A 21,074-nucleotide genomic window follows, 5' to 3' on the forward strand; every position below is an offset into this window, starting at 1 on the left:
CACAAAAAAACGCCCCCAACCAAAAGAATCAGGCTGGAGGCGCCGCGTATGCCGCGAGACGGTTCAGGAAACTGGGGTCAAACGGCGATGCCCTTGCGGCATTGCACTTGAGCGGTGCGCACCCGAGAAAAGGCGCGGGCAAGCCGCAGCAGCATTTCGTCGATGTGGGTTTTGCTGATGTTCAGCGCAGGGGTAAAGCGCAGGCAGTCAGGTTGTGAGGCGGTGAGAACCAGGCCTTCGTGCAGCGCGGCCTTGACCACTGCTGCGGCGCATTCGTCCGACAGTGTCAGGCCCCAAAGCAGCCCGTTGCCGCGCAAGGACCCATGGCCGTAACGGTAGGCCAGACGGGCAAGGCCTTCTGCCAGGTACAAGCCGGATTCGCGCAGATGCTCGAGAAAGCCGTTCGCCAATACAGCGTCGAGTACCGCGATACCCGCAGATGCCATTAGCGCATTGCCATGATGCGTACCGTCCAGCTCGCCCGGCTCGAAGCAACAGGCAGTGCCACGCGCCAGCAGCGCCGCCAGGGGCACGCCCCCGCCGAGGCCTTTGCCCAGGGCAATGATGTCGGCGCGCACGCCGTATTGCTGTTCGGCCAGCAAGCTGCCGCAGCGGCCCACGCCGGTTTGCACTTCGTCGAAGATCAGCAGGATCCCCAACTCACGACACAGGCGTTCGACGCCCTTGAGGTAATGCTCTGTCGCGGGGATGACAGCGCCGCCGCTTTGGATCGGCTCCAGCATGATAGCGACGGTCTGCGCATCCACCGCTGCGTGCAGGGCCGGCAGATCGTTGAACGGCACCTGGCTGAAACCTGGCAACTGCGGTTCGAAACGGTTTTCGCAGGCCACAGCCGACGCCGACATCGCCCCCAAGCTACGGCCATGACAGCCATTGCTCACGGTGATGATGTGGTAAGCGCCACCGCGATGCCGTTGGCCCCACTTACGTGCCAGCTTGATCGCCGCTTCACAGGCTTCGGCACCCGTGTTGAGCAAGTAGGCCTGATCGCTGCCGGTGTGGTGGCACAGACGGTCGACGAGGTCCAGTTGCGCGCGATTGTGCAAGCCCAGGCCGGGGTTGATCACGGTGTGCATCTGTTCGGCAATGGCGTCGCGCACGGCCTGGGGACTGTGGCCCAGGCTGTTGGCACCACCGCCTTGACTGAAATCCAGATAGGCGCGGTCGTCAGCGTCCGAAAGCCAGGAGCCCTGCCCCTGCACAAATACTTGGGGCGGGCGCGCCACAGTGGGCATCAGGCACTGGCTGGAAACCTCTGCACGCGGGGCATGCACAACCAGGTCATCCAGACTCGGCGCGAAGCGACGGAACAAGTTCACACTTCACCTCCGCTGGCAACCTGACCTTGGTCGATGCCACCTGCCAATGAGGCCTTCCGATTTTTTGCCTTGCCTATGTAAACGCCATCAACAAAAGCGCTGTTCATTGTCCGATCCAGCCCTGTAAGCCCTGCGAATAGGCGCTAGACTAGGCGCCTCGGGGGCCAGCGGCCATTTCGATTTTCCAGCTTTTTCGATAAGCAAACCTTATGGATTTCAAGCAACTGCGTTATTTCGTCGCGGTGTATGAGGAAGGCCACGTAGGCCGTGCCGCGGAGCGTCTGTCGATCTCCCAGCCAGCGCTGTCGCAACAGATTCGCCAACTGGAGCAGAACCTCGACGTCAGCCTGTTCGAACGCAGCAGCAAGCGCCTGTTGCCGACCCTGGCGGCCCACACCCTATACAACCATGCATTGCCGCTGATTGATGGCATGCAGCAAGCCGTCGAGGCGCTGCGCAACTTCAAGGGCCAGGCCATGCGCACCCTGGCCATCGGCGTGCTGCAAACCGTGCACACCAGCCTGGTACCGCAGATGCTTGAGCGCGTGCGCAAAGCCCAGCCCCATTTGGTGGTGCAAATCTACGAGCTGACCGGGCTTGAGATTGAACGGCGGTTGCTCAACGGCTCACTCGATATCGGCATCAGCTACCTGCCACCCCGCCAACCGGGCCTGCACGGCGTGTTGCTGTATGAAGACGAATTGAAGGTGGTGATTCCCGAAGACCATCCCTTGCGCGAGTTCAAGAAAGTCTCGCTCAAACAAGCCGCCGAATTACCGATGTTGCTGCTAGGGGAGGAGTTTCAGGTTCGGCAGATCTGGCAAGGCCAACTGTCTAACCTCGGGCGGCGTCCGCAAGTGCAGGCGGAGCTCAATACCATGCTGGGCATTCTCGACAGCCTGCCTCACACCCGCTTGGCGACGGTGCTGCCCGGGCGCTCCCAGGACGAACACAACAGCAAGGCGCTGCTGTGGAAACCCTTGAGCGAGCCCAGGGTAGCGCTGAAAGTCGGGTTGGTGTGTCGCGATGTGCAACGCCAGCAGGCGACGGTGGCGTTGCTGCGCACCCTACTGGAAGACGTGATGAATGCCCCGCCGGCAAGCGCCTGACTTTTTCGCGGGAAAAAGAAAACCCCGCCGAAGCGGGGCTTTGCAGACTGTTTCCCTGACATCCATTTCACTCCGCCGTCCTGGCAGAATCCTACGTGTCCGTGTTGTTGCTTTGCGCTTCCTGCGCGACGTCCATGTGAAGTAGATTAGCCGTGGATCCAATGTGGCGATAGAGGACGATTAGCAGCACGTCATGTAAGAGAATGCTTACACGCCCTCCCCGCCCTTAAAACAGGGCTTCATCCATCAGGAACAGTGATTCGCTACCGGCTTTTACCGACGCACTCAACGAGTGGATACGCGGCAACAGACGGGCAAAGTAGAACCGTGCAGTTCCCAGTTTGCTGGCGTAGAAATCCTCTTCGCCCTCTTTGCCCAACGCCGCCTTGGCCATGCGCGCCCACATATAGGCATAGGCCATGTAGCCGAACGCATGCAGGTATTCCACCGAGGCCGCGCCGATTTCATTGGCGTTGCTCTTGGCGCGGTCCAGCACCCAGGCCGTCAGCTCATCCAGGTTATCCACAGCCGCACTTAGCGGCTTAGTGAATTCGGCCAACTCAGGGCCCGATGCGGCGATGAACTGGCGGATCTCATCGGCGAACAAGGTATAGAACGCACCGCCGCTGCCGACGATCTTGCGGCCCATCAGGTCCAAGGCCTGAATGCCGTTGGTGCCTTCGTAGATCTGGGTGATGCGCACATCACGCACCAACTGCTCCTGGCCCCACTCGCGGATGTAACCGTGGCCGCCAAATACCTGCTGGCCGAGCACGGTGGTTTCCAGGCCCAGGTCAGTGAGGAACGCCTTGGCAACCGGGGTCAACAACGCCACCAGGTTATCGGCACGCTCGCGGGCCTGCGCATCGTCGCTGAACTTGGCGATGTCCAACTGCGTCGCCACGTAGGTGGAGAACGCCCGGCCGCCTTCGTTCGCCGCCTTCATGGTCAGCAACATGCGACGCACATCCGGATGCACGATGATCGGGTCTGCCGGCTTGTCCTTGGCCTGCGCGCCTAGCGGGGAGCGGCTTTGCAGGCGGTCGCGGGCATATTCAATCGCGTTCTGATAGGAGCGCTCGCCCGATGCCAAGCCCTGAATGCCAACACCCAGTCGCTCATAGTTCATCATGGTGAACATCGCCGCCAAGCCACGGTTGGGCTCACCAACCAGGTAGCCCACGGCTTCGTCGAAGTTCATCACGCAGGTGGCGGAGGCCTGGATGCCCATCTTGTGTTCAATGGAACCGCAGTTCACCGGGTTACGCGCGCCCAGGCTGCCATCGGCATTCACCAAAAACTTCGGTACCAGGAACAGCGAGATGCCCTTGGGCCCGGCCGGTGCGTCCGGGAGTTTGGCCAGCACCAGGTGGATGATGTTGTCGGTCAGGTCGTGCTCGCCACCGGTAATGAAGATCTTGGTGCCGCTGACCTTGTAGGAGCCGTCCGCCTGAGGCTCGGCCTTGGTGCGGATCATCCCCAGGTCGGTACCGGCATGGGCCTCCGTCAGGCACATGGAACCGGCCCACTCACCGGAATACATCTTCGGCAGGTAGGTGGCCTTGAGCTCTTCGCTGGCGTGGGTGTTGATCGATACACAGGCGCCGGAGGTCAACATCGGGTACAGGCCGAAAGCCAGGCTCGACGAGTTGATCATCTCTTCAACCTGCGCCGACACGGCCTTGGGCATGCCCATGCCGCCGTAGGTCGGGTCGCCGCCCACGCCTACCCAGCCGCCTTCGGCGTAGGTGCTGTAGGCCTGGGGGAAACCGTCGGGGGTCGTGACGGCGCCGTCTGCCCAGTGGCAGCCTTGCTCATCGCCGCCGCGGCTAAGCGGGGCGATGGACTTGGCGGTGACTTTGCCGGCCTCCTCCAGGATCGCCTCGACGGTTTCGGCGTCAACGCTGTCTGCCAATGCCGGTAACTGGGCCCAAGTATTAGCGACCTCAAAAACTTCGTTGAGGACGAAGCGCATATCACGCAACGGCGCTTTGTAATCAGCCATGGCAAACCTCGTGAGAACGTGAAAAGTGATTCGATAGGATCGGTTTTATAGACGCCGAGTGTACCCGAACAACTTTTCAGACACATAGGGTCCATTCGTGACCATTAAGTATTTATAAGTCACACTGTAGGAGCGAGCTTGCTCGCGAAAAACTCAAGACCACCCCGCTAAACCAGGCGTGCGCGAATCGTTGAAGTTCTTCGCGAGCAAGCTCGCTCCTACAAGGAGAAAGCGTCGGCTGGGAGACTCATCAGGCATTCGCTCCCTGCCTCCACCGCAGCGCGGTGCATGGCCGTACGCGGCAACAGGCGCTTGAAATAAAAGTCGCAGGTCGCAAGCTTCGCCTGGGCAAACCCTTCGTCATCCTGGGCGTGCGCCGCGATCGCCATGCGCAACCACAGGTAGGCGAGGATGATGTAACCGCTGTACATCAGGTAATCCATCGCCGCCGCGCCCACTTCGTCAGGGTTTTTCATCGCCGCCGTGCCGACCTTCAGGGTCAGTTCGCCCCATTGCTGGTTCAGCTCATTGAGTTGCGCCACCTGGGCCTTGAGCTGCGCATGCTCGGCATTGGCCGCGCAGAACTTATGCACAATTTTGGTAAACCCACGCAGCAACTTGCCCTGGCTGCCCAGCACCTTGCGTCCGAGCAGGTCCAGAGCCTGAATGCCGTTGGTGCCTTCATAGATCGGGGCGATACGTGCGTCACGGGCCAGTTGCTCCATGCCCCACTCACGAATATAGCCATGGCCACCGAATACCTGCATGCCGTGGTTGGTCACCTCCAGCCCGGTTTCGGTCATGAAGGCTTTGCAGATCGGGGTGAGGAAGGCCAACAGGTCCTCGGCTTCCTGGCGTTGGCCGGCGTCGCTGCCCAGATGCGCGGTATCGAGCAGTTGCGCGGTGAAATAGGTCAAAGCGCGGTTGCCTTCGTTGAAGGCTTTCATGGTCAGCAACATGCGACGGACATCGGCGTGCACGATGATCGGGTCGGCGGCTTTCTCCGGGGACTTGGCGCCGGTGAGCGAACGCATTTGCAGGCGGTCGTTGGCGTACTTGATCGCGCCCTGGAAGCTCGCCTCGCCGTTGCACAGACCCTGCATGCCGGTACCCAGGCGTGCGTGGTTCATCATGGTGAACATGCAGTTGAGGCCCTTGTTCGCCTCGCCAATCAAATAGCCTTTGGCGCCATCGAAGTTCAGCACGCAGGTGGCCGAGGCCTTGATGCCCATCTTGTGTTCGATGGAGCCGCAGTGCACCGCATTGCGCTCGCCGGAGTCGGCATGGAACTTGGGCACGATAAACAATGAGATGCCCTTGGTGCCCGTCGGTGCGTCCGGCAGCTTGGCCAGCACCAAGTGGATGATATTGGCGCTCATGTCATGCTCGCCGGCCGAGATGAAGATCTTGCTGCCGGTGAGCGCATAACTGCCGTCTGCCTGCGGCACGGCGCGGGTCTTGATCAATCCCAGGTCGGTGCCGCAGTGGGCTTCGGTCAGGCACATGGTGCCGGTCCATTCGCCGGCGGTAAGTTTGCTCAGGTAAGTGGCTTTCTGTTCGTCGGTGCCGTGGGCGTGGATCGCCGACATCGCGCCGTGGGTCAGGCCCGGGTACATGCCCCAGGAGGTGTTGCTGGAGCCGATCATCTCGCTCAGCACCAGGCCCAGGGAATGGGGCAAGCCCTGGCCACCGTAGGCCGGGTCTGCCGCCACGCCATGCCAGCCGCCTTCCACATACTGGGCGAAGGCTTGCTTGAAGCCTTTAGGCGTGGTTACCACGCCATTATCGAAATGGCAGCCCTCTTCATCGCCGCTGCGATTGAGCGGCGCGAGTACGTTTTCGCAGAATTTGGCGCCTTCTTCGAGGATCGCACTGACCATGTCCGGGCTGGCATCCGTGGCACCCAGGGCCGCGTAGTGGCCGTGGAAATCGAATACGGTGTCGATCAGAAAGCGCATGTCGCGCAGGGGAGCTTTGTACTCAGGCATGGCAATGTCTCCGGCAGCAGATAGGGTTAACCTACTGCCGGCCATGGCCGTGGACAATCACTGTAGCGCTGCTGAATACAGCGCCATTACTCAACCGGCAGCGCTTTGCATGCGCACCGCGCCACGGCGGGTTTGCCCGGCCGCGACCACACAATTACGCCCCGCCCCCTTGGCGGCGTACAACGCCTGGTCGGCGGACTTGAGCACCTCGTCGGGGCTGCGTTGCTCGGCCTGGCGCTCGGCCACGCCGATGCTTACCGTCACCGACACACTGGATGCACCGCTGCCCGCACGGCGTTGGCGGCCTTGATGGTCGTCCTGGGGACGGTCCGGGTTGCGCAACTTGATGTCGTAGCTGGCGATGATCTCGCGGATCTCCTCCAGGTGCGGCATGCACTCATCCAGAGTCTTGCCGGCAAACACCACGGCAAACTCTTCACCGCCGTAACGGTAGGCCCGCCCGCCGCCGTTGACCTTGGACAACTTGCTCGCCACCAGGCGCAGTACCTGGTCACCCACGTCGTGGCCGTGGGTGTCATTGAAACGCTTGAAGTGATCGACGTCGCTCATCGCCAGCACATAGTTACGCCCCAGCCGCTGCATGCGCTCGTTGAGGGCACGGCGCCCCGGCAAGCCGGTGAGCTCATCACGAAACGCCATTTGATACGCCTCGTGCGCCACCCCCGCAGCGATCATCAACATCACCTGGCTGCACATGATGTTGAGGGTGAACGGCAAGATGAACGTTTGCGGCAACATCCAGAACATCCCCAGCAACCCCACCAGTTGTGCGGCGTGCAGCGGGCGCGGCTGGTACCAGTACTGGGCGGCCAGGGTGAGGAAACCAATCAGGAACATCGGGTACGAGAGTTGGATCAGGCTCATCCACGCGCCGTGCAGCATCGGCCAGCGAATCTCCGCCAACCAGCCCAGCAAGGCCTGGGGAAAACTCTGCTCCAAGGCCAGCGCCACACTGCCCACCGCCAGCAGCACCGCGCAGCGGGCGACGAAGTCACGGAACAGATGGGTTTTTTCCTGCCACAGTGCATAAATGCTGAACAGCAGGGGCAACAGCAGGCAACACAGGTGGAACACCACCGCAGCGTCTTCACGCACGCGGCCATTGTCGCGGTAGAAGTCGGTCTGGGTATCCAGCAGGAAATAGGCGACGTACACCGTGACCATCAGGAACAGTTCACGCTGGCGTCGATACACCGCGCAGTAGGCACCGCCGAGCAGCAGGACCAGGGTGGGCAGCACGTTGAACAGAGAGGTGAAGAAGACGCTGAGGTCCTTGACGTACGCAGCCGAAAGCCCGGCCAGCAACAGCAGCAGCGAAGGGAGGAAATGGCTGAAACGTACAGCGGACACGCGTGACAAGGGTAAAACTCCGACCCGCAAACAAATAATGGCACTGTGCCTCTAAGCGGTCAGTTAAGCACAACCGACCGGGCATGTATCACATTGCCATCACTGTAACGGCAGCGGGTTGCAATCCCTGAGTGCCTTACTGCGGTTTTTTATGCGCGCCTTCTGTAGGAGCGAGCTTGCTCGCGAAGATCCCATAGGCACCGCGCTTATCCAGAATGCCCGCGTTATCGTTAGCGACCTTCGCGAGCAAGCTCGCTCCTACAGGAGTGGAAAAAAAACCGCCGCGTCCCGAAGGAGGCGGCGGTTTTTTAAAGAGCCCGGTAAGGCTTAGTAAGCCAGGCCGAAGTCTTCTTCTTTCATGTCCATCAGGTTGTTGGCGCCCGACAGCATGGTTGCCACGTGGGTGCGGGTACGCGGCAGGATGCGTTGGAAGTAGAAGCGCGCAGTCTGCAACTTGGCAGTGTAGAACGCCTCTTCGCTGGTGCCGGCGGCCAGTTTCTCGGCAGCCAGGCGTGCCATGTCGGCCCAGAAATAAGCCAGGCACGCGTAGCCGGAGTACATCAGGTAGTCCACCGAAGCGGCGCCGACTTCTTCACGGTCTTTCATCGCGGCCATGCCGACCTTCATGGTCAACTCGCCCCACTCTTTGTTCAGTGCCGCCAGCGGTGCAACGAACTCTTTGACCGCTTCGTTACCTTCGTTGGCCTGGCAGAACTTGTGCACGATCTTGGTGAAGCCCTTGAGCGCTTCGCCTTGGGTCATCAGCACTTTACGGCCGAGCAGGTCCAGCGCCTGGATGCCGGTGGTGCCTTCGTACAGCATCGAAATGCGGCTGTCGCGAACGTTCTGCTCCATGCCCCACTCAGCGATAAAGCCGTGGCCACCGTAGATCTGCACGCCGTGGTTGGCCGATTCAAAACCGACTTCGGTCATGAACGCCTTGGCGATCGGGGTCATGAAGGCCAACAGGGCATCGGCCTGCTTCTTGGCTTCGTCGTCGGTGCCGTACTTGACGATGTCCACTTGCTTGGCGGTGAAGTACACCATCGCACGGTTACCTTCGGCGAAGGCTTTCATGGTCAGCAGCATGCGGCGTACGTCAGGGTGCACGATGATCGGGTCAGCGGCTTTGTCCGGTGCTTTCGGGCCGGTCAGGGAGCGCATTTGCAGGCGATCACGCGCATATTTCAAGCCGCCCTGGAAGCCGATCTCGGCGTGGGCCAGGCCTTGCAGCGCGGTGCCCAGGCGAGCGGTGTTCATAAAGGTGAACATGCAGTTCAGGCCTTTGTTCGCCGGGCCGATCAGGAAACCGGTGGCCGCGTCGAAGTTCATCACGCAAGTGGCGTTGCCGTGGATGCCCATTTTGTGTTCCAGGGAACCACAGGTGACCGCGTTGCGCTCGCCCACCGAACCATCGGCGTTGGGCAGGAACTTGGGCACGATAAACAGCGAGATGCCTTTGGTACCGGCCGGTGCGTCCGGCAGGCGGGCCAGTACGATGTGGACGATGTTGTCGGCCATGTCGTGTTCGCCGGCCGAGATGAAGATCTTGGTACCGGAGACTTTGTAGGAACCGTCAGCCTGAGGCTCGGCCTTGGTGCGCAGCATGCCCAGGTCGGTGCCGCAGTGTGGCTCGGTCAGGCACATGGTGCCGGTCCATTCGCCCGACACCAGCTTGGTCAGGTAAGCGTCTTGCTGCTCGGGGGTGCCGTGCTCGGAAATGGTGTTCATCGCGCCATGGGACAGGCCAGGGTACATGCCCCACGACCAGTTGGCTTCGCCGACCATTTCGCTCACAGCCAGGCCCAGGGATTCCGGCAGGCCTTGGCCACCGTGCTCCACGTCGTGGGCCAGGCTTGGCCAGCCGCCTTCGACGAATTGTTTGTAGGCTTCTTTGAAGCCCTCTGGGGTCTTAACGCCTGACTCACTCCAGGTACACCCTTCGATGTCGCCCACGCGGTTCAACGGTGCCAGTACTTGCTCACAGAACTTGGCGCCTTCTTCGAGGATGGCGTCGACCATGTCCGGGGTAGCGTCCTGGCAAGCCGGCAGGCTCTGATAGTGCGCTTCATAACCGAGCAGTTCGTCACGAACGAAGCGAATATCACGCAAGGGGGCCTTGTAGTCAGGCATAGCGATAAACCTCTGCTGATGTAACTGGGATGAACAACCGCGTGGATTTGTTATGGCGGTCAAACAGGTGTTTGAAACATACGTTTACGACCCAGGGTTGTCAAGCGTCGGCCAGATGCCGTTTGTCTTGACGCGGGTCAGCGTCAGGCACGCTAAGGCCTGAGGCGGGATGCCACACAGAATTTTCAGGAAAGATGAAGCTTTTTGTAGGAGCGAGCTTGCTCGCGAAGGACATCAGCACACCGTGCTAGTCCAGGCGGTACGCGTTATCGTTGGCGTTTTTCGCGAGCAAGCTCGCTCCTACAGGGTGGGACGGGATCAGGCGTAGGTATCGATCAAGGTACCGAGCATTTCATCCGAAGCCTTGGCGACTTTCGCCCCCAGTTCGACTTGAAACTTGCCCTGGGCCATTTCCACCATGTTGCTCGCCGAGTTGGACGCTTGGGCACGGTCATTGGCTTGCAGGCGGTCGCTTTGCGCGGCCGATGGCTGGGTGGTCGCGGCGCTGGCAATCTTGCCGGCCGCCTGGTCGACGCGGTTCTGCCCGGTCTGAATGGTGCTCAGGCCCGAATAAAACGCGCTGCTTCCAGAGATGTCCATGGCGTAAGCCTGCCTTTGAGAAAATCGTGAAGCCCGATTGAACCAGACATCCTGGCAAAAGGCCCGTCAAAAACACTAATGGCATATTGCCTTAGCGATAGCCAAAATCAGTCAAGCAGGTCCAGCTCCAGGTACTCGGCCACTGCGGCGGCCCCGGCATGCTTGAGTTTCGGCACTCGCCCCAGGCAAGGCGCGGGCAGGCGCTCAGCCAGGGTGGCGAGGTTTTCTTCCAGACGAGAGGTCTTGGGGTCGATGATGTTTGCCACCCAACCCGCCAGCGGCAAGCCGTCCCGCGCAATGGCTTCGGCGGTGAGCAACGCGTGGCTGATGCACCCCAGGCGCACGCCCACCACCAGGATCACCGGCAGCTTGAGCGCCATGGCCAGGTCCGACAGATTGGCCTGGTCGGCCAAGGGCACGCGCCAACCGCCCGCCCCTTCGATCAAGGTGAAGTCCGCGCCCCGTGCCAGGATCTGCTGCATCGGTTTGAGCAGCGATTGCACCGTAAGCCCGACGCCCGCCTCGCGCGCCGCCAGATGCGGCGCGATAGCCGGCTCGAAGGCCACCGGGTTGACCTCGGCATAACTGAGCGGTACGGAACACTCGGCCAGCAACGCCAAGGCATCGGCATTGCGCAGGCCCTGGGCCGTCAGTTGGCAACCCGACGCCACCGGCTTGCCGGCGGCCGTGCTTTTGCCGGCGAGCCTGGCGGCATGCAACAGGCCGGCGGCGATAGTGGTCTTGCCGACGTCCGTGTCTGTTCCGGTGATGAAGTACGCGGCGCTCATAGCGGTTTCTCCAGTACGGCATACACCACTTGGTACGTGGCGGGCAGGCCCTGGGCCTGGCGGAACTGCTCGTAGGCCTCTACCAGCGCGACAATCCGCGCACGGCCCGTCAACCCTCCCGGGCGGCCTGGGTTGAGGTTATGGGCGCCCAATGCTTTGAGCTCATGGGTCAGGCTGCGCACATCCGGGTAATGCAACACATGGGGCTGTCGCTCCAGGCTGATCACGCGCAGACCACTGGCCGCACACAGTTGCTGATAAGCCTCGAAGGTGCGGAAGCGATTGACGTGGACCAGGCCGTCCGCCGCCCGCCAACTTTCGCGCAACTCATCCAGGGTGCCTACGCACAGGCTGGCAAAGGCCAGCACGCCACCTGGTCGCAGCACACGCTGGGCTTCGCTGAGCACCGCATCAAAATGGGCACACCACTGCACCGCGAGGCTGGAGAAGAGCAGCTCGAAGCTGTCCGCTGCAAGCGGCAAGCGTTCTGCATCGCCAGCCACGAAATGCGCGGCGCCGCCCAGTGGCCTCGCGTGGTTGAGCATGCCCTCGGCAATATCCAACGCCACACCCTGGCTGCCGGGCAAACGCTCGCCCAATACCCGGCTGAAGTAACCCGTGCCACAGCCCATGTCCAGCCAACGCTGGGGCACCAGCCCGTGCGGCAAGCGGCTGAGCAGTTCATGCCCGACAGCACGCTGCAACTCGGCCACGCTGTCGTAACTGGCCGCCGCACGGGAGAACGAGGCCGCGACCTGGCGCTTGTCCGGCAAGCCCCCAGGCAAGGGCGGGTGGGATAGGTCAGTCATCAACACACTCATGCAAAAAAGCCTGGATAGCCCCGGCGACTCCGTGAGGGTCTTCCAGAAGAAACGCGTGACCGGCCTGTTCAATCAGGCCGATTTCTACATCGGGGAGCAAGGCCAGCAGGTCGCTGGCGGCTTCGGCAGGCACCAGCTCATCCAGGCCGGCAAACAGGTGCAACTGTGGGCCGCGAAAAGCCTGCAAGGCCGCCCGCGTATCCAGTTGGGCCAGCAACTCCAGGGCGGGCATCAAGACGCTGGGGGAGGTATTCGGCGCGCCGCTGACCAATAAGCGCGACAAGCCGCGTGGGTCTTCGGCACCCTTGGCGCACAACAGGCCAAAACGCTTGAGCGTGACCTGGGAATCGGCATGGCAGCCGGCCAGAAATGCATCGAAGGTTTCGGCAGGCATTGCGTGGGGCCAGCCGTCATGGGCGACGAAACACGGGTTGCTCGCCAGGGTCAGCAAACCGCAGCACCGCTCGCCACGGCGCGCCGCCAACTCGGACGCGAGCATGCCGCCCAGCGACCAGCCCCCGAGCCAGGCGTTGTCCGGCAGCGTCGCATCGAGTTCGTCGAGCCATTCACCGAGCTCGCTGGCGTCAAGCGCCGGCAAGGGTTCGATCTGTACCTGCAAATGCTCGTTCAGGCCGTGCAACGCAGCGGCCAACGGCTCCAGCGGTGACACACCCAGGCCCCAGCCCGGTAGCAATATCAGTCGATTACGCATGGCCAGGCTCCGAGTCGCCTAATAAGCGAAAACACGCTTGCAACCCCTCTAACAGTAGCTGCACCTGCGCCTCGCTGTGGGCTGCCGTCAATGTCACCCGCAGACGGGCACTGCCGGCGGGCACGGTCGGTGGGCGAATGGCGGTCACCATCAGGCCGCGCTCGCGCAGCATCTGCGACAGGCGCAGTGCCCGGGCGCTGTCGCCAATCAGGATCGGCTGGATCGGCGTAAAGCTGTCCATCAACGCCAGGCCTATCTGCTCGGCGCCATGGCGGAACTGGCGAATCAACGCGTTGAGGTGCTCGCGTCGCCAATGTTCGCTGCGCAGCAGTTCCAGGCTTTTGAGGGTGGCGCAGGCCAGGGCCGGTGGCTGGCTGGTGGTGTAGATATAGGGGCGGGCGAATTGGATCAGGCTCTCGATCAAGTCTTCACTGCCAGCCACAAAAGCCCCGGCGGTGCCGAACGCTTTGCCCAAGGTGCCAACCAGTACCGGCACGTCCTCCTTGCTCAAGCCGAAATGTTCGACGATACCGCCGCCGTTGGCGCCCAGCGGGCCGAAGCCATGGGCGTCATCCACCATCAGCCAGGCCCCTTTGGCCCGGGTTTCACGGGCCAGCGCGGGCAGGTCGGCAAGGTCGCCGTCCATGCTGAACACACCGTCGGTGACCACCAAGGTATTGCCGGTGGCTTTCTCCAAGCGCTTGGCCAGGCTGCCCGCGTCGTTATGCAGGTAGCGGTTGAAACGCGCACCGGACAGCAAACCGGCATCCAGCAAAGACGCGTGGTTAAGCCGGTCTTCCAATACCGTATCGCCCTGCCCCACCAGCGCCGTGACCGCGCCGAGGTTGGCCATGTAACCGGTGGTGAACAGCAAGGCACGCGGGCGACCGGTCAAGTCAGCCAGGGCTTCTTCCAGCTCATGGTGCGGCGTGGCGTGGCCCACCACCAAATGCGAAGCACCGCCCCCAACGCCCCAACGGGACGCACCGGCGCGCCAGGCTTCGATCACTTGCGGGTGATTGGCAAGGCCCAGGTAATCGTTATTGCAGAAGGCCAACAACGGTTGCCCGTCCACCACCACCTGCGGGCCTTGGGGGCTCTGCAGCAAGGGGCGCTGGCGGTAAAGATGGTCGGCACGGCGGGCAGCGAGGCGCGCGGCGAGATCGAAAGACATGCTGGCCTCGATTTAACAGGTTCAACTGGGTCCAATGGGGGAGCTGGAATGCATTCCAAAGGTGGTTACACCACAGCGTTGTAGAACTGCTCGCTACTCTTTTGCTCCACCAACGCCTGCTCGATCGCCGCCTGGTGCACTTCGTCGGCATGCTCTTCACGGGCTTCGGGCAGGATGCCCAGGCGTGCGAACAGTTGCATGTCTTTGTCAGCCTGGGGGTTGGCGGTGGTCAGCAGCTTGTCGCCGTAGAAGATCGAGTTGGCGCCGGCAAAAAACGCCAGGGCCTGCATCTGCTCGTTCATGGCTTCGCGGCCGGCCGACAGGCGCACGTGGGACTGCGGCATCAGGATGCGCGCCACCGCCAGCATGCGGATGAAATCGAAGGGGTCGATGTCATCGGCGTTTTCCAACGGCGTACCCGCTACCTTCACCAGCATATTGATCGGCACCGATTCCGGATGCTCCGGCAGGTTGGCCAGTTGGATCAGCAAGTTGGCGCGGTCGTCGAGAGACTCGCCCATGCCGAGGATGCCGCCCGAGCAGATCTTCATCCCCGACTCACGCACGTACGCCAGGGTTTGCAGGCGCTCGCTGTAGGTGCGGGTGGTGATGATCGAGCCGTAGAACTCAGGCGACGTATCGAGGTTGTGGTTGTAGTAGTCCAGGCCGGCCTGGGCCAGGGCTTCGGTCTGGTCCTGGTCGAGGCGACCAAGGGTCATGCAGGTTTCCAGGCCCATGGCCTTCACGCCTTTGACCATTTCCAGCACATAGGGCATGTCTTTGGCCGATGGATGTTTCCACGCCGCGCCCATGCAGAAACGCGTCGAACCGATGGCCTTGGCGCGAGCGGCCTCCTCGAGGACCTTCTGCACCTCCATCAGCTTCTCTTTTTCCAGGCCAGTGTTGTAGTGGCCTGACTGCGGACAATATTTGCAATCTTCCGGGCAGGCGCCGGTCTTGATCGACAACAGGGTCGACACCTGCACGCGGTTGGCGTCGAAATGCGCGCGGTGCACGGTCTGCGCCTGGAACAACAGGTCGTTGAAGGGCTGCACGAACAGGGCTTTGACTTCAGCTAAAGACCAATCGTGACGCAGGGTGGCAGAGGTGCTGGCGCTCATGGGCGATTCCTTGATTATGCTTTGGCAAGCGCTGTGGGAAGGGCAATACCCACAGGCACGACACGGATGCTCGGCATATTTAAGGAAGATCCATGCACTGTCAACCCAAGTACAAACACCAGGTTTACATCTGGTTAAAAAACATACAAACCTGTTTGATTTGCGATGAGTGCACCGAATCGGCCGAGGCCGTGTGCAGCGCCTGCGAAACGCAACTGCCATGGCTGATGGAGCAATGCGAGCGCTGCGCCCTGCCCTTGCCCATGGATGGGTTGATCTGCGGCCAGTGCCAAAAACAGCCTACGGCCTTTCACCAAGTGGTCGCGCCATGGACCTACAGCTTTCCTGTAGACACCCTGATCAGCCGCTTCAAGCATCAGGCGCGTTGGCCGCTGGGGCACCTGTTGGCGCGCCTGCTGGGGCAGCACTTGCAACATCGCCTCGATAACGCCGAACTGGAGCGCCCCGACTGCCTGCTGCCCGTGCCCATGGCGCGTAAACGCCTGCGCGAACGCGGCTTTAATCAAGCGTTGATGCTGGCCCGCTGGCTCAGTCACGCCCTCGACATTCCCGTTGATGAACATGCGCTGCTGCGCCCCCACGAAACCGTGGCGCAGCAAGACCTCGATGCCAAGACCCGCAAACGCAACCTGCTCAACGCCTTCGCCCTGGCTCCCGGCATCCAGGTTGCCGGGCAACATCTGGCGCTGGTAGACGACGTCCTCACCACCGGCGCCACGGCCCACAGCCTGGCGCGCTTGTTGATAAATGCCGGCGCCCGCCAGGTGGACGTGTATTGCCTGGCCCGTACGCCCAAACCCGGCAGCTGACTTGACTCCCCCGCGCCAGCGCGGCAACGTCGGCGCATCTCACCCAAGCGTATCTGCCATGTCTGTGCCCAGCCCTCTCAACCAACACATCATCCGCCGCCCCCAGCGTATTGCCTTGCTGGGGCATATCGCTGAACAAGGTTCCATCACCCGTGCGGCCAAGAGTGCCGGGTTGAGTTACAAGGCCGCCTGGGACGCCATTGATGAACTGAACAACCTGGCGCAAAAACCGCTGGTGCAACGCAGCGTCGGCGGCAAGGGCGGTGGCGGCGCCAAACTGACGCAAGAAGGTGAGCGGGTGCTGCGCCTTTATCAGCGCCTGCAACTGCTACAGGCCGAGATCCTTGGCTCGGACGAAGCGGCCAGCGACTTCAACCTGCTGGGCCGCTTGATGCTGCGCACCAGCGCGCGCAACCAATTGCACGGCCAGGTCAGCGCCATAGAGAGCCATGGCCACAACGACATGATCCGCCTGCAACTGGCCGGCGGCCTGCACCTCGACGCACAGATTACCCACGACAGCACCCTGCGCCTGGAACTGCAGGCCGGCGTGGAAGTGGTCGCGCTGATCAAGGCCGGATGGCTGGAATTACTGGCGGACGGGCAAGCTGAAACACTTGGACACAATTGCATGAGCGGAGTGATCGAGACCATTCTCGCCGCCGAAGACGGCCCCAGCGAGGTGCGTATCGCCCTGCCCAACGGCCAAGTGTTGTGCGCACTGGCGCAGCCCGTCGCACTCAAGGCCATCGACGCAGCGCAGGGCCAGCCGATCCGCGTGCAGTTTGCACCCAGCCATGTGTTGCTCGGCACCCCGGTGTAACGGGCCCGCGTCTTCAAGCTGCAACAATTCGGTCACAAGCGCTGCTTAAGGTGTCTGCAAAAACCTTAAAGGAGCCTGTGATGAGCCTATTAGAAGAACACCAAGCCACCGACCTTGAACAGATGGTGGGCCTGACCCGCCGTCGCTTTATCGGCGCAGGCGCCTTGTGCGGCGCTGCGATGTTCCTCGGCGGTAACCTGCTGAGCCGCAGCGCGCTGGCGGTGAATGCTGCTTCCGCCAGCCCGCTGCTGGGATTCACCAGCATTGCCGCCGCCACCAGTGACACCATCACCCTGCCACCGGGCTACAGCGCTTCGGTGCTGATCAGCTGGGGCCAGCCCCTGCACAAGAACGCCCCAGCCTTCGACCCGACCGGCCATGGCACCGCCAAGGCCCAGGAACAACAGTTCGGCGACAACAATGACGGCATGAGCCTGTTCCCATTCCCTGGCGACGACAACCGCGCGCTGATGGCGATCAACAACGAATACACCAACTACCGTTACCTCTTCGCTCACGGCGGCGCGCCGCAATCCGCCGAAGACGTGCGCAAGGCCCTGGCCAGCGAAGGCGTGTCGGTGATCGAAGTACGGCGCCAGGGTGACACCTGGCAGTTCGTCCAGGACTCGCGCTACAACCGGCGCATCCACGGCAATTCACCGCTCCGCTTGAGCGGCCCTGCTGCCGGCCATGATTGGCTGAAAACCAGCGCCGACAAGACCGGCAAAAAAGTTCTCGGCACGTTCCAGAACTGCGCTAACGGCAAGACTCCGTGGGGCACCTACTTGACCTGCGAAGAAAACTTCACCGATTGCTTTGGCAGCAGCAACCCGCAGCAAACCTTCGACGCCGGGCAGAAGCGCTACGGCGTGGTGGCCGCCAGCAAGGACATCAACTGGCATCCGCACGACCCGCGCTTTGACATGGCCAAGAACCCCAACGAACTCAATCGCCATGGCTGGGTGGTGGAAATCGACCCGTTCGATCCGCAATCCACCCCGGTCAAACGCACGGCCTTGGGGCGCTTCAAGCACGAGAACGCAGCCCTCGCCGAAACCCGTGACGGCCGCGCCGTGGTGTACATGGGCGACGATGAACGCGGTGAGTTCATCTACAAGTTCGTCAGCCGCGATCAGATCAACCACAACAATCCGAAGGCCAACAAAGACCTGCTCGACCACGGCACCTTGTACGTGGCGATCTTCGACGCGGGCGACGGCAACGCCGACCACCCCAAGGGCAAAGGCCAGTGGGTTGAACTCACCCATGGCAAAAACGGCATCGACGCCAGCAGCGGGTTCGCCAACCAGGCCGAGGTACTGATTCATGCGCGCCTGGCCGCCAGTGTGGTGAAAGCCACACGCATGGACCGCCCGGAATGGATCGTGGTCAGCCCCACCGACGGCCAGGTCTATTGCACCCTGACCAACAACGCCAAGCGCGGCGAAGAGGGCCAGCCGGTGGGCGGCCCCAACCCACGGGAGAAAAACGTCTACGGCCAGATCCTGCGCTGGAAAGCCGACGCCGATAACCACGGTGCCACGGACTTCACCTGGGATCTGTTCGTGGTGGCCGGCAACCCCGGCGTACATGCCGGCAACCCCAAGGGTGGTTCGTCCAACATCAACCCGCAAAACATGTTCAACAGCCCCGACGGCCTGGGCTTCGACAAAGCCGGGCGCCTGTGGATCCTCACCGATGGCGACTACAGCAACGCCGGCGACTTTGCGGGCATGGGCAATAACCAGATGCTGTGTGCCGACCCGAGCACCGGTGAAATCCGTCGCTTCATGGTGGGGCCGGTGGCGTGTGAGGTGACGGGGATCAGTTTTTCGCCGGACCAGAAGACGCTGTTCGTGGGCATTCAACACCCAGGGGAAACCGGTGGTTCGACCTGGCCGGAACACCTGCCCAACGGCAAGCCGCGCTCCTCGGTGATGGCGATTCGGCGGGATGACGGCGGGATCGTAGGCGCCTGACACACCGCTATCCCTGTAGGAGCGGGCTTGCCCGCGAAGACCGTCAACGATAACGCGGGGAACCTGACTCCCCGCGCCGCTCTCTGGTTTTTCGCGAGCAAGCTCGCTCCTACAGCGTTACCATACCCGGCCGGACGCGGCGCCCTGCTGCGCGCAGGAGTTCGCATGGCCCACCCGTTTGAAACACTCACCCCAGACCTGGTGCTCGACGCCGTCGAAAGCATCGGTTTCCTCAGCGACGCGCGGGTTCTGGCGCTCAACAGCTACGAAAACCGCGTGTACCAAGTGGGCATCGAAGACGCCGAACCGCTGATTGCCAAGTTCTATCGCCCCCAGCGCTGGACCAACGAGGCGATCCTGGAAGAACACCGCTTCACCTTCGAACTGGCCGAATGCGACGTACCGGTGGTCGCCCCCATGGTCCACAACGGCGAGAGCCTGTTCGAACATGCAGGTTTCCGCTTCACCCTGTTCCCCCGCCGTGGCGGCCGCGCGCCGGAGCCTGGCAACCTCGATCAGCTTTATCGGCTTGGGCAACTGCTCGGGCGTTTGCACGCGGTGGGCTCCACCCGCCCGTTCGAACACCGCGAAGCCCTGGGGGTGAAGAATTTCGGTCACGACTCCCTCACCACCCTGCTTGAAGGCAACTTCATTCCCAAAAGCCTGTTGCCGGCCTACGAGTCCGTGGCCCGCGACCTGCTCAAGCGTGTGGAAGAGGTTTACAAGGCCACCCCGCACAAGAACATCCGCATGCACGGCGACTGCCACCCCGGCAACATGATGTGCCGCGACGAGATGTTCCATATCGTCGACCTGGACGACTGCCGCATGGGCCCGGCGGTGCAAGACCTGTGGATGATGCTGGCGGGCGACCGCCAGGAATGCCTGGGCCAGCTCTCGGAGCTGATGGATGGCTACCAGGAATTCCACGACTTCGACCCCCGCGAACTGGCGCTGATCGAACCGCTGCGCGCCCTGCGCCTGATGCACTACAGTGCCTGGCTGGCGCGACGCTGGGACGACCCCGCATTCCCCCATAGCTTTCCGTGGTTTGGCAGCGAGCGATATTGGGGCGACCAGGTGCTGGCATTGCGCGAGCAACTGTCGGCGCTCAATGAAGAACCGCTGAAGCTCTTCTGAACGCGTTCCATGATCGCGCCCACGCTCTGCGTGGGCGCGCATCCTGTGACGCTCCGCGTCACGATTTAAGAGCAGACACAGAGCGTCCAAGGCGGCGTTACCACGCAGAGCGTGGGAACGAGCGTTGTCTGACAAATATCCTTACAATTGCGCTTTGTTAGCTGCCTAAGCAAGGATTCTGCAATGCAAGCCGCCAACCCTCGCAAGGGGTACATCCTGGGCCTGAGCGCCTATGTCATCTGGGGTCTGTTCCCGCTCTACTTCAAAGCCATCGCCAGCGTGCCCGCCGCCGAGATCATCGTGCACCGCGTGTTGTGGTCGGCGCTGTTCGGTGGGCTGTTGCTGCTGGTGTGGAAACACCCTGGCTGGTTCCGCGAGCTGCGCGACAACCCCAAGCGTCTGGCGATCCTGGCCCTCAGTGGTTCGTTGATCGCCGCTAACTGGCTGACCTATGTGTGGTCGGTGAACACCGGGCGCATGCTCGAAGCGAGCCTGGGTTACTACATCAACCCGCTGGTAAATGTGCTGCTGGGCATGCTGATCCTCGGCGAGCGCCTGCGCCGTTTGCAGTGGGTGGCTGTGGGGTTGGCAGCGGCGGGTGTGGCGCAGCAGGTGTGGCAGGTCGGTAGCCTGCCGTGGGTGTCGCTGGCGCTGGCGCTGACGTTCGGCTTCTACGGTTTGATCCGCAAGCAGGCGCCGGTCAAGGCGCTGCCAGGGCTGGTGGTGGAAACCTGGATGCTGGTACCCATTGCCATCGCCTGGTTGCTGTTCAACCCCACCGCCCACAGCGCGCAACTGGCGTTCTGGAGCACCTCCGAGGCCTGGTGGCTGGTGGCCGCAGGCCCGGTCACGCTGATCCCCCTGGTGTGCTTCAACGCCGCTGCACGGCATTTGCCCTACACCGCCCTGGGCTTTTTGCAGTATGTGGCGCCGACGCTGGTGTTGCTCGAAGCCGTGCTGTTGTTCGGTGAACACCTGGCACCGAGCACGCTGATTGCCTTCGCCTTTATCTGGGCCGGGCTGGTGGTGTACAGCCTGGATGCCTGGCTGACCGTGCGCAAACGCTGATCAAATAACGTACAAACCTCTGCAAGCCACAGCATTCGTGGCTTGCAGCGTTCCACCCCAAGGTTATCCACA

General features: G+C 62.1%; 17 protein-coding genes. 6 read left to right on the forward strand and 11 right to left on the reverse strand.

From position 1 onward, the window contains the following. Positions 1-77 precede the first annotated feature (77 nt). Positions 78-1,340, reverse strand: coding sequence for an aspartate aminotransferase family protein (locus ACWHXD_RS28590; RefSeq protein WP_138762848.1), 1,263 nt, complete (start codon positions 1,338-1,340; stop codon positions 78-80). 209 nt (positions 1,341-1,549) lie between these two features. Between ACWHXD_RS28590 and ACWHXD_RS28595 the strand changes: the two genes are divergently transcribed. Continuing rightward, positions 1,550-2,449, forward strand: a complete 900-nt coding sequence (locus tag ACWHXD_RS28595) for a LysR family transcriptional regulator (protein WP_098950187.1) — start codon at positions 1,550-1,552, stop codon at positions 2,447-2,449. Between the two features lie 226 nt (positions 2,450-2,675). Here the strand turns inward: ACWHXD_RS28595 and ACWHXD_RS28600 are convergent, their stop codons facing one another. The 10 genes from ACWHXD_RS28600 to bioB all read right to left on the reverse strand — a co-directional run bounded on the left by ACWHXD_RS28600 (position 2,676) and on the right by bioB (position 15,162). Continuing rightward, positions 2,676-4,454: an acyl-CoA dehydrogenase C-terminal domain-containing protein gene (locus tag ACWHXD_RS28600; RefSeq protein ID WP_138762849.1), complete on the reverse strand. Its 1,779-nt coding sequence runs from the start codon at positions 4,452-4,454 to the stop codon at positions 2,676-2,678. Between the two features lie 218 nt (positions 4,455-4,672). Beyond that, positions 4,673-6,442 carry an acyl-CoA dehydrogenase C-terminal domain-containing protein gene (locus ACWHXD_RS28605; RefSeq protein WP_138762850.1) on the reverse strand — a complete coding sequence of 590 codons (1,770 nt, stop codon included), beginning with the start codon at positions 6,440-6,442 and terminating at the stop codon, positions 4,673-4,675. Between the two features lie 90 nt (positions 6,443-6,532). Then, on the reverse strand, positions 6,533-7,822 hold the full coding sequence (locus ACWHXD_RS28610) for a GGDEF domain-containing protein (RefSeq protein WP_003194787.1): 1,290 nt from the start codon (positions 7,820-7,822) through the stop codon (positions 6,533-6,535). A gap of 318 nt (positions 7,823-8,140) precedes the next feature. Beyond that, positions 8,141-9,946, reverse strand: coding sequence for a phenylacyl-CoA dehydrogenase (locus tag ACWHXD_RS28615; protein WP_138762851.1), 1,806 nt, complete (start codon positions 9,944-9,946; stop codon positions 8,141-8,143). 318 nt (positions 9,947-10,264) lie between these two features. Continuing rightward, entirely contained in the window at positions 10,265-10,546 is a 282-nt protein-coding gene (locus ACWHXD_RS28620) for a hypothetical protein (RefSeq protein WP_020302162.1), read from the reverse strand. 107 nt (positions 10,547-10,653) lie between these two features. Then, positions 10,654-11,334, reverse strand: a complete 681-nt coding sequence (gene bioD, locus ACWHXD_RS28625) for a dethiobiotin synthase (protein ID WP_032895002.1) — start codon at positions 11,332-11,334, stop codon at positions 10,654-10,656. Then, the gene (bioC, locus tag ACWHXD_RS28630; RefSeq protein ID WP_138762852.1) at positions 11,331-12,143 is read right to left on the reverse strand and encodes a malonyl-ACP O-methyltransferase BioC; all 813 of its coding nucleotides are present in this window, start codon (positions 12,141-12,143) and stop codon (positions 11,331-11,333) included. Before bioC ends, bioD begins: the two co-directional genes overlap by 4 nt. After that, on the reverse strand, positions 12,136-12,867 hold the full coding sequence (locus ACWHXD_RS28635; protein ID WP_138762853.1) for an alpha/beta fold hydrolase: 732 nt from the start codon (positions 12,865-12,867) through the stop codon (positions 12,136-12,138). Before ACWHXD_RS28635 ends, bioC begins: the two co-directional genes overlap by 8 nt. Continuing rightward, positions 12,860-14,041: an 8-amino-7-oxononanoate synthase gene (bioF, locus tag ACWHXD_RS28640; protein ID WP_138762854.1), complete on the reverse strand. Its 1,182-nt coding sequence runs from the start codon at positions 14,039-14,041 to the stop codon at positions 12,860-12,862. The genes ACWHXD_RS28635 and bioF overlap by 8 nt, the downstream gene beginning before the upstream one ends. A gap of 65 nt (positions 14,042-14,106) precedes the next feature. Continuing rightward, positions 14,107-15,162: a biotin synthase BioB gene (gene bioB, locus ACWHXD_RS28645; protein WP_032894995.1), complete on the reverse strand. Its 1,056-nt coding sequence runs from the start codon at positions 15,160-15,162 to the stop codon at positions 14,107-14,109. Between the two features lie 92 nt (positions 15,163-15,254). On the opposite strand from bioB, the gene ACWHXD_RS28650 reads away from it, so the two are divergent. The 5 genes from ACWHXD_RS28650 to rarD all read left to right on the forward strand — a co-directional run bounded on the left by ACWHXD_RS28650 (position 15,255) and on the right by rarD (position 21,002). Further along, a complete protein-coding gene (locus ACWHXD_RS28650; protein WP_138762855.1) occupies positions 15,255-15,992 on the forward strand; it encodes a ComFC family protein in 738 nt (245 codons plus the stop codon). Between the two features lie 58 nt (positions 15,993-16,050). After that, positions 16,051-16,815, forward strand: a complete 765-nt coding sequence (locus ACWHXD_RS28655; RefSeq protein WP_138762856.1) for a TOBE domain-containing protein — start codon at positions 16,051-16,053, stop codon at positions 16,813-16,815. A gap of 80 nt (positions 16,816-16,895) precedes the next feature. After that, complete coding sequence (locus ACWHXD_RS28660) at positions 16,896-18,794, forward strand: PhoX family protein (protein ID WP_138762857.1); 1,899 nt, start codon at positions 16,896-16,898, stop codon at positions 18,792-18,794. 165 nt (positions 18,795-18,959) lie between these two features. Continuing rightward, the gene (locus tag ACWHXD_RS28665) at positions 18,960-19,934 is read left to right on the forward strand and encodes a serine/threonine protein kinase (protein WP_098950178.1); all 975 of its coding nucleotides are present in this window, start codon (positions 18,960-18,962) and stop codon (positions 19,932-19,934) included. A gap of 183 nt (positions 19,935-20,117) precedes the next feature. Then, on the forward strand, positions 20,118-21,002 hold the full coding sequence (rarD, locus tag ACWHXD_RS28670) for an EamA family transporter RarD (RefSeq protein WP_098950177.1): 885 nt from the start codon (positions 20,118-20,120) through the stop codon (positions 21,000-21,002). The last annotated feature ends 72 nt before the right edge of the window (positions 21,003-21,074 follow it).

This window comes from Pseudomonas fjordensis (assembly GCF_976987115.1).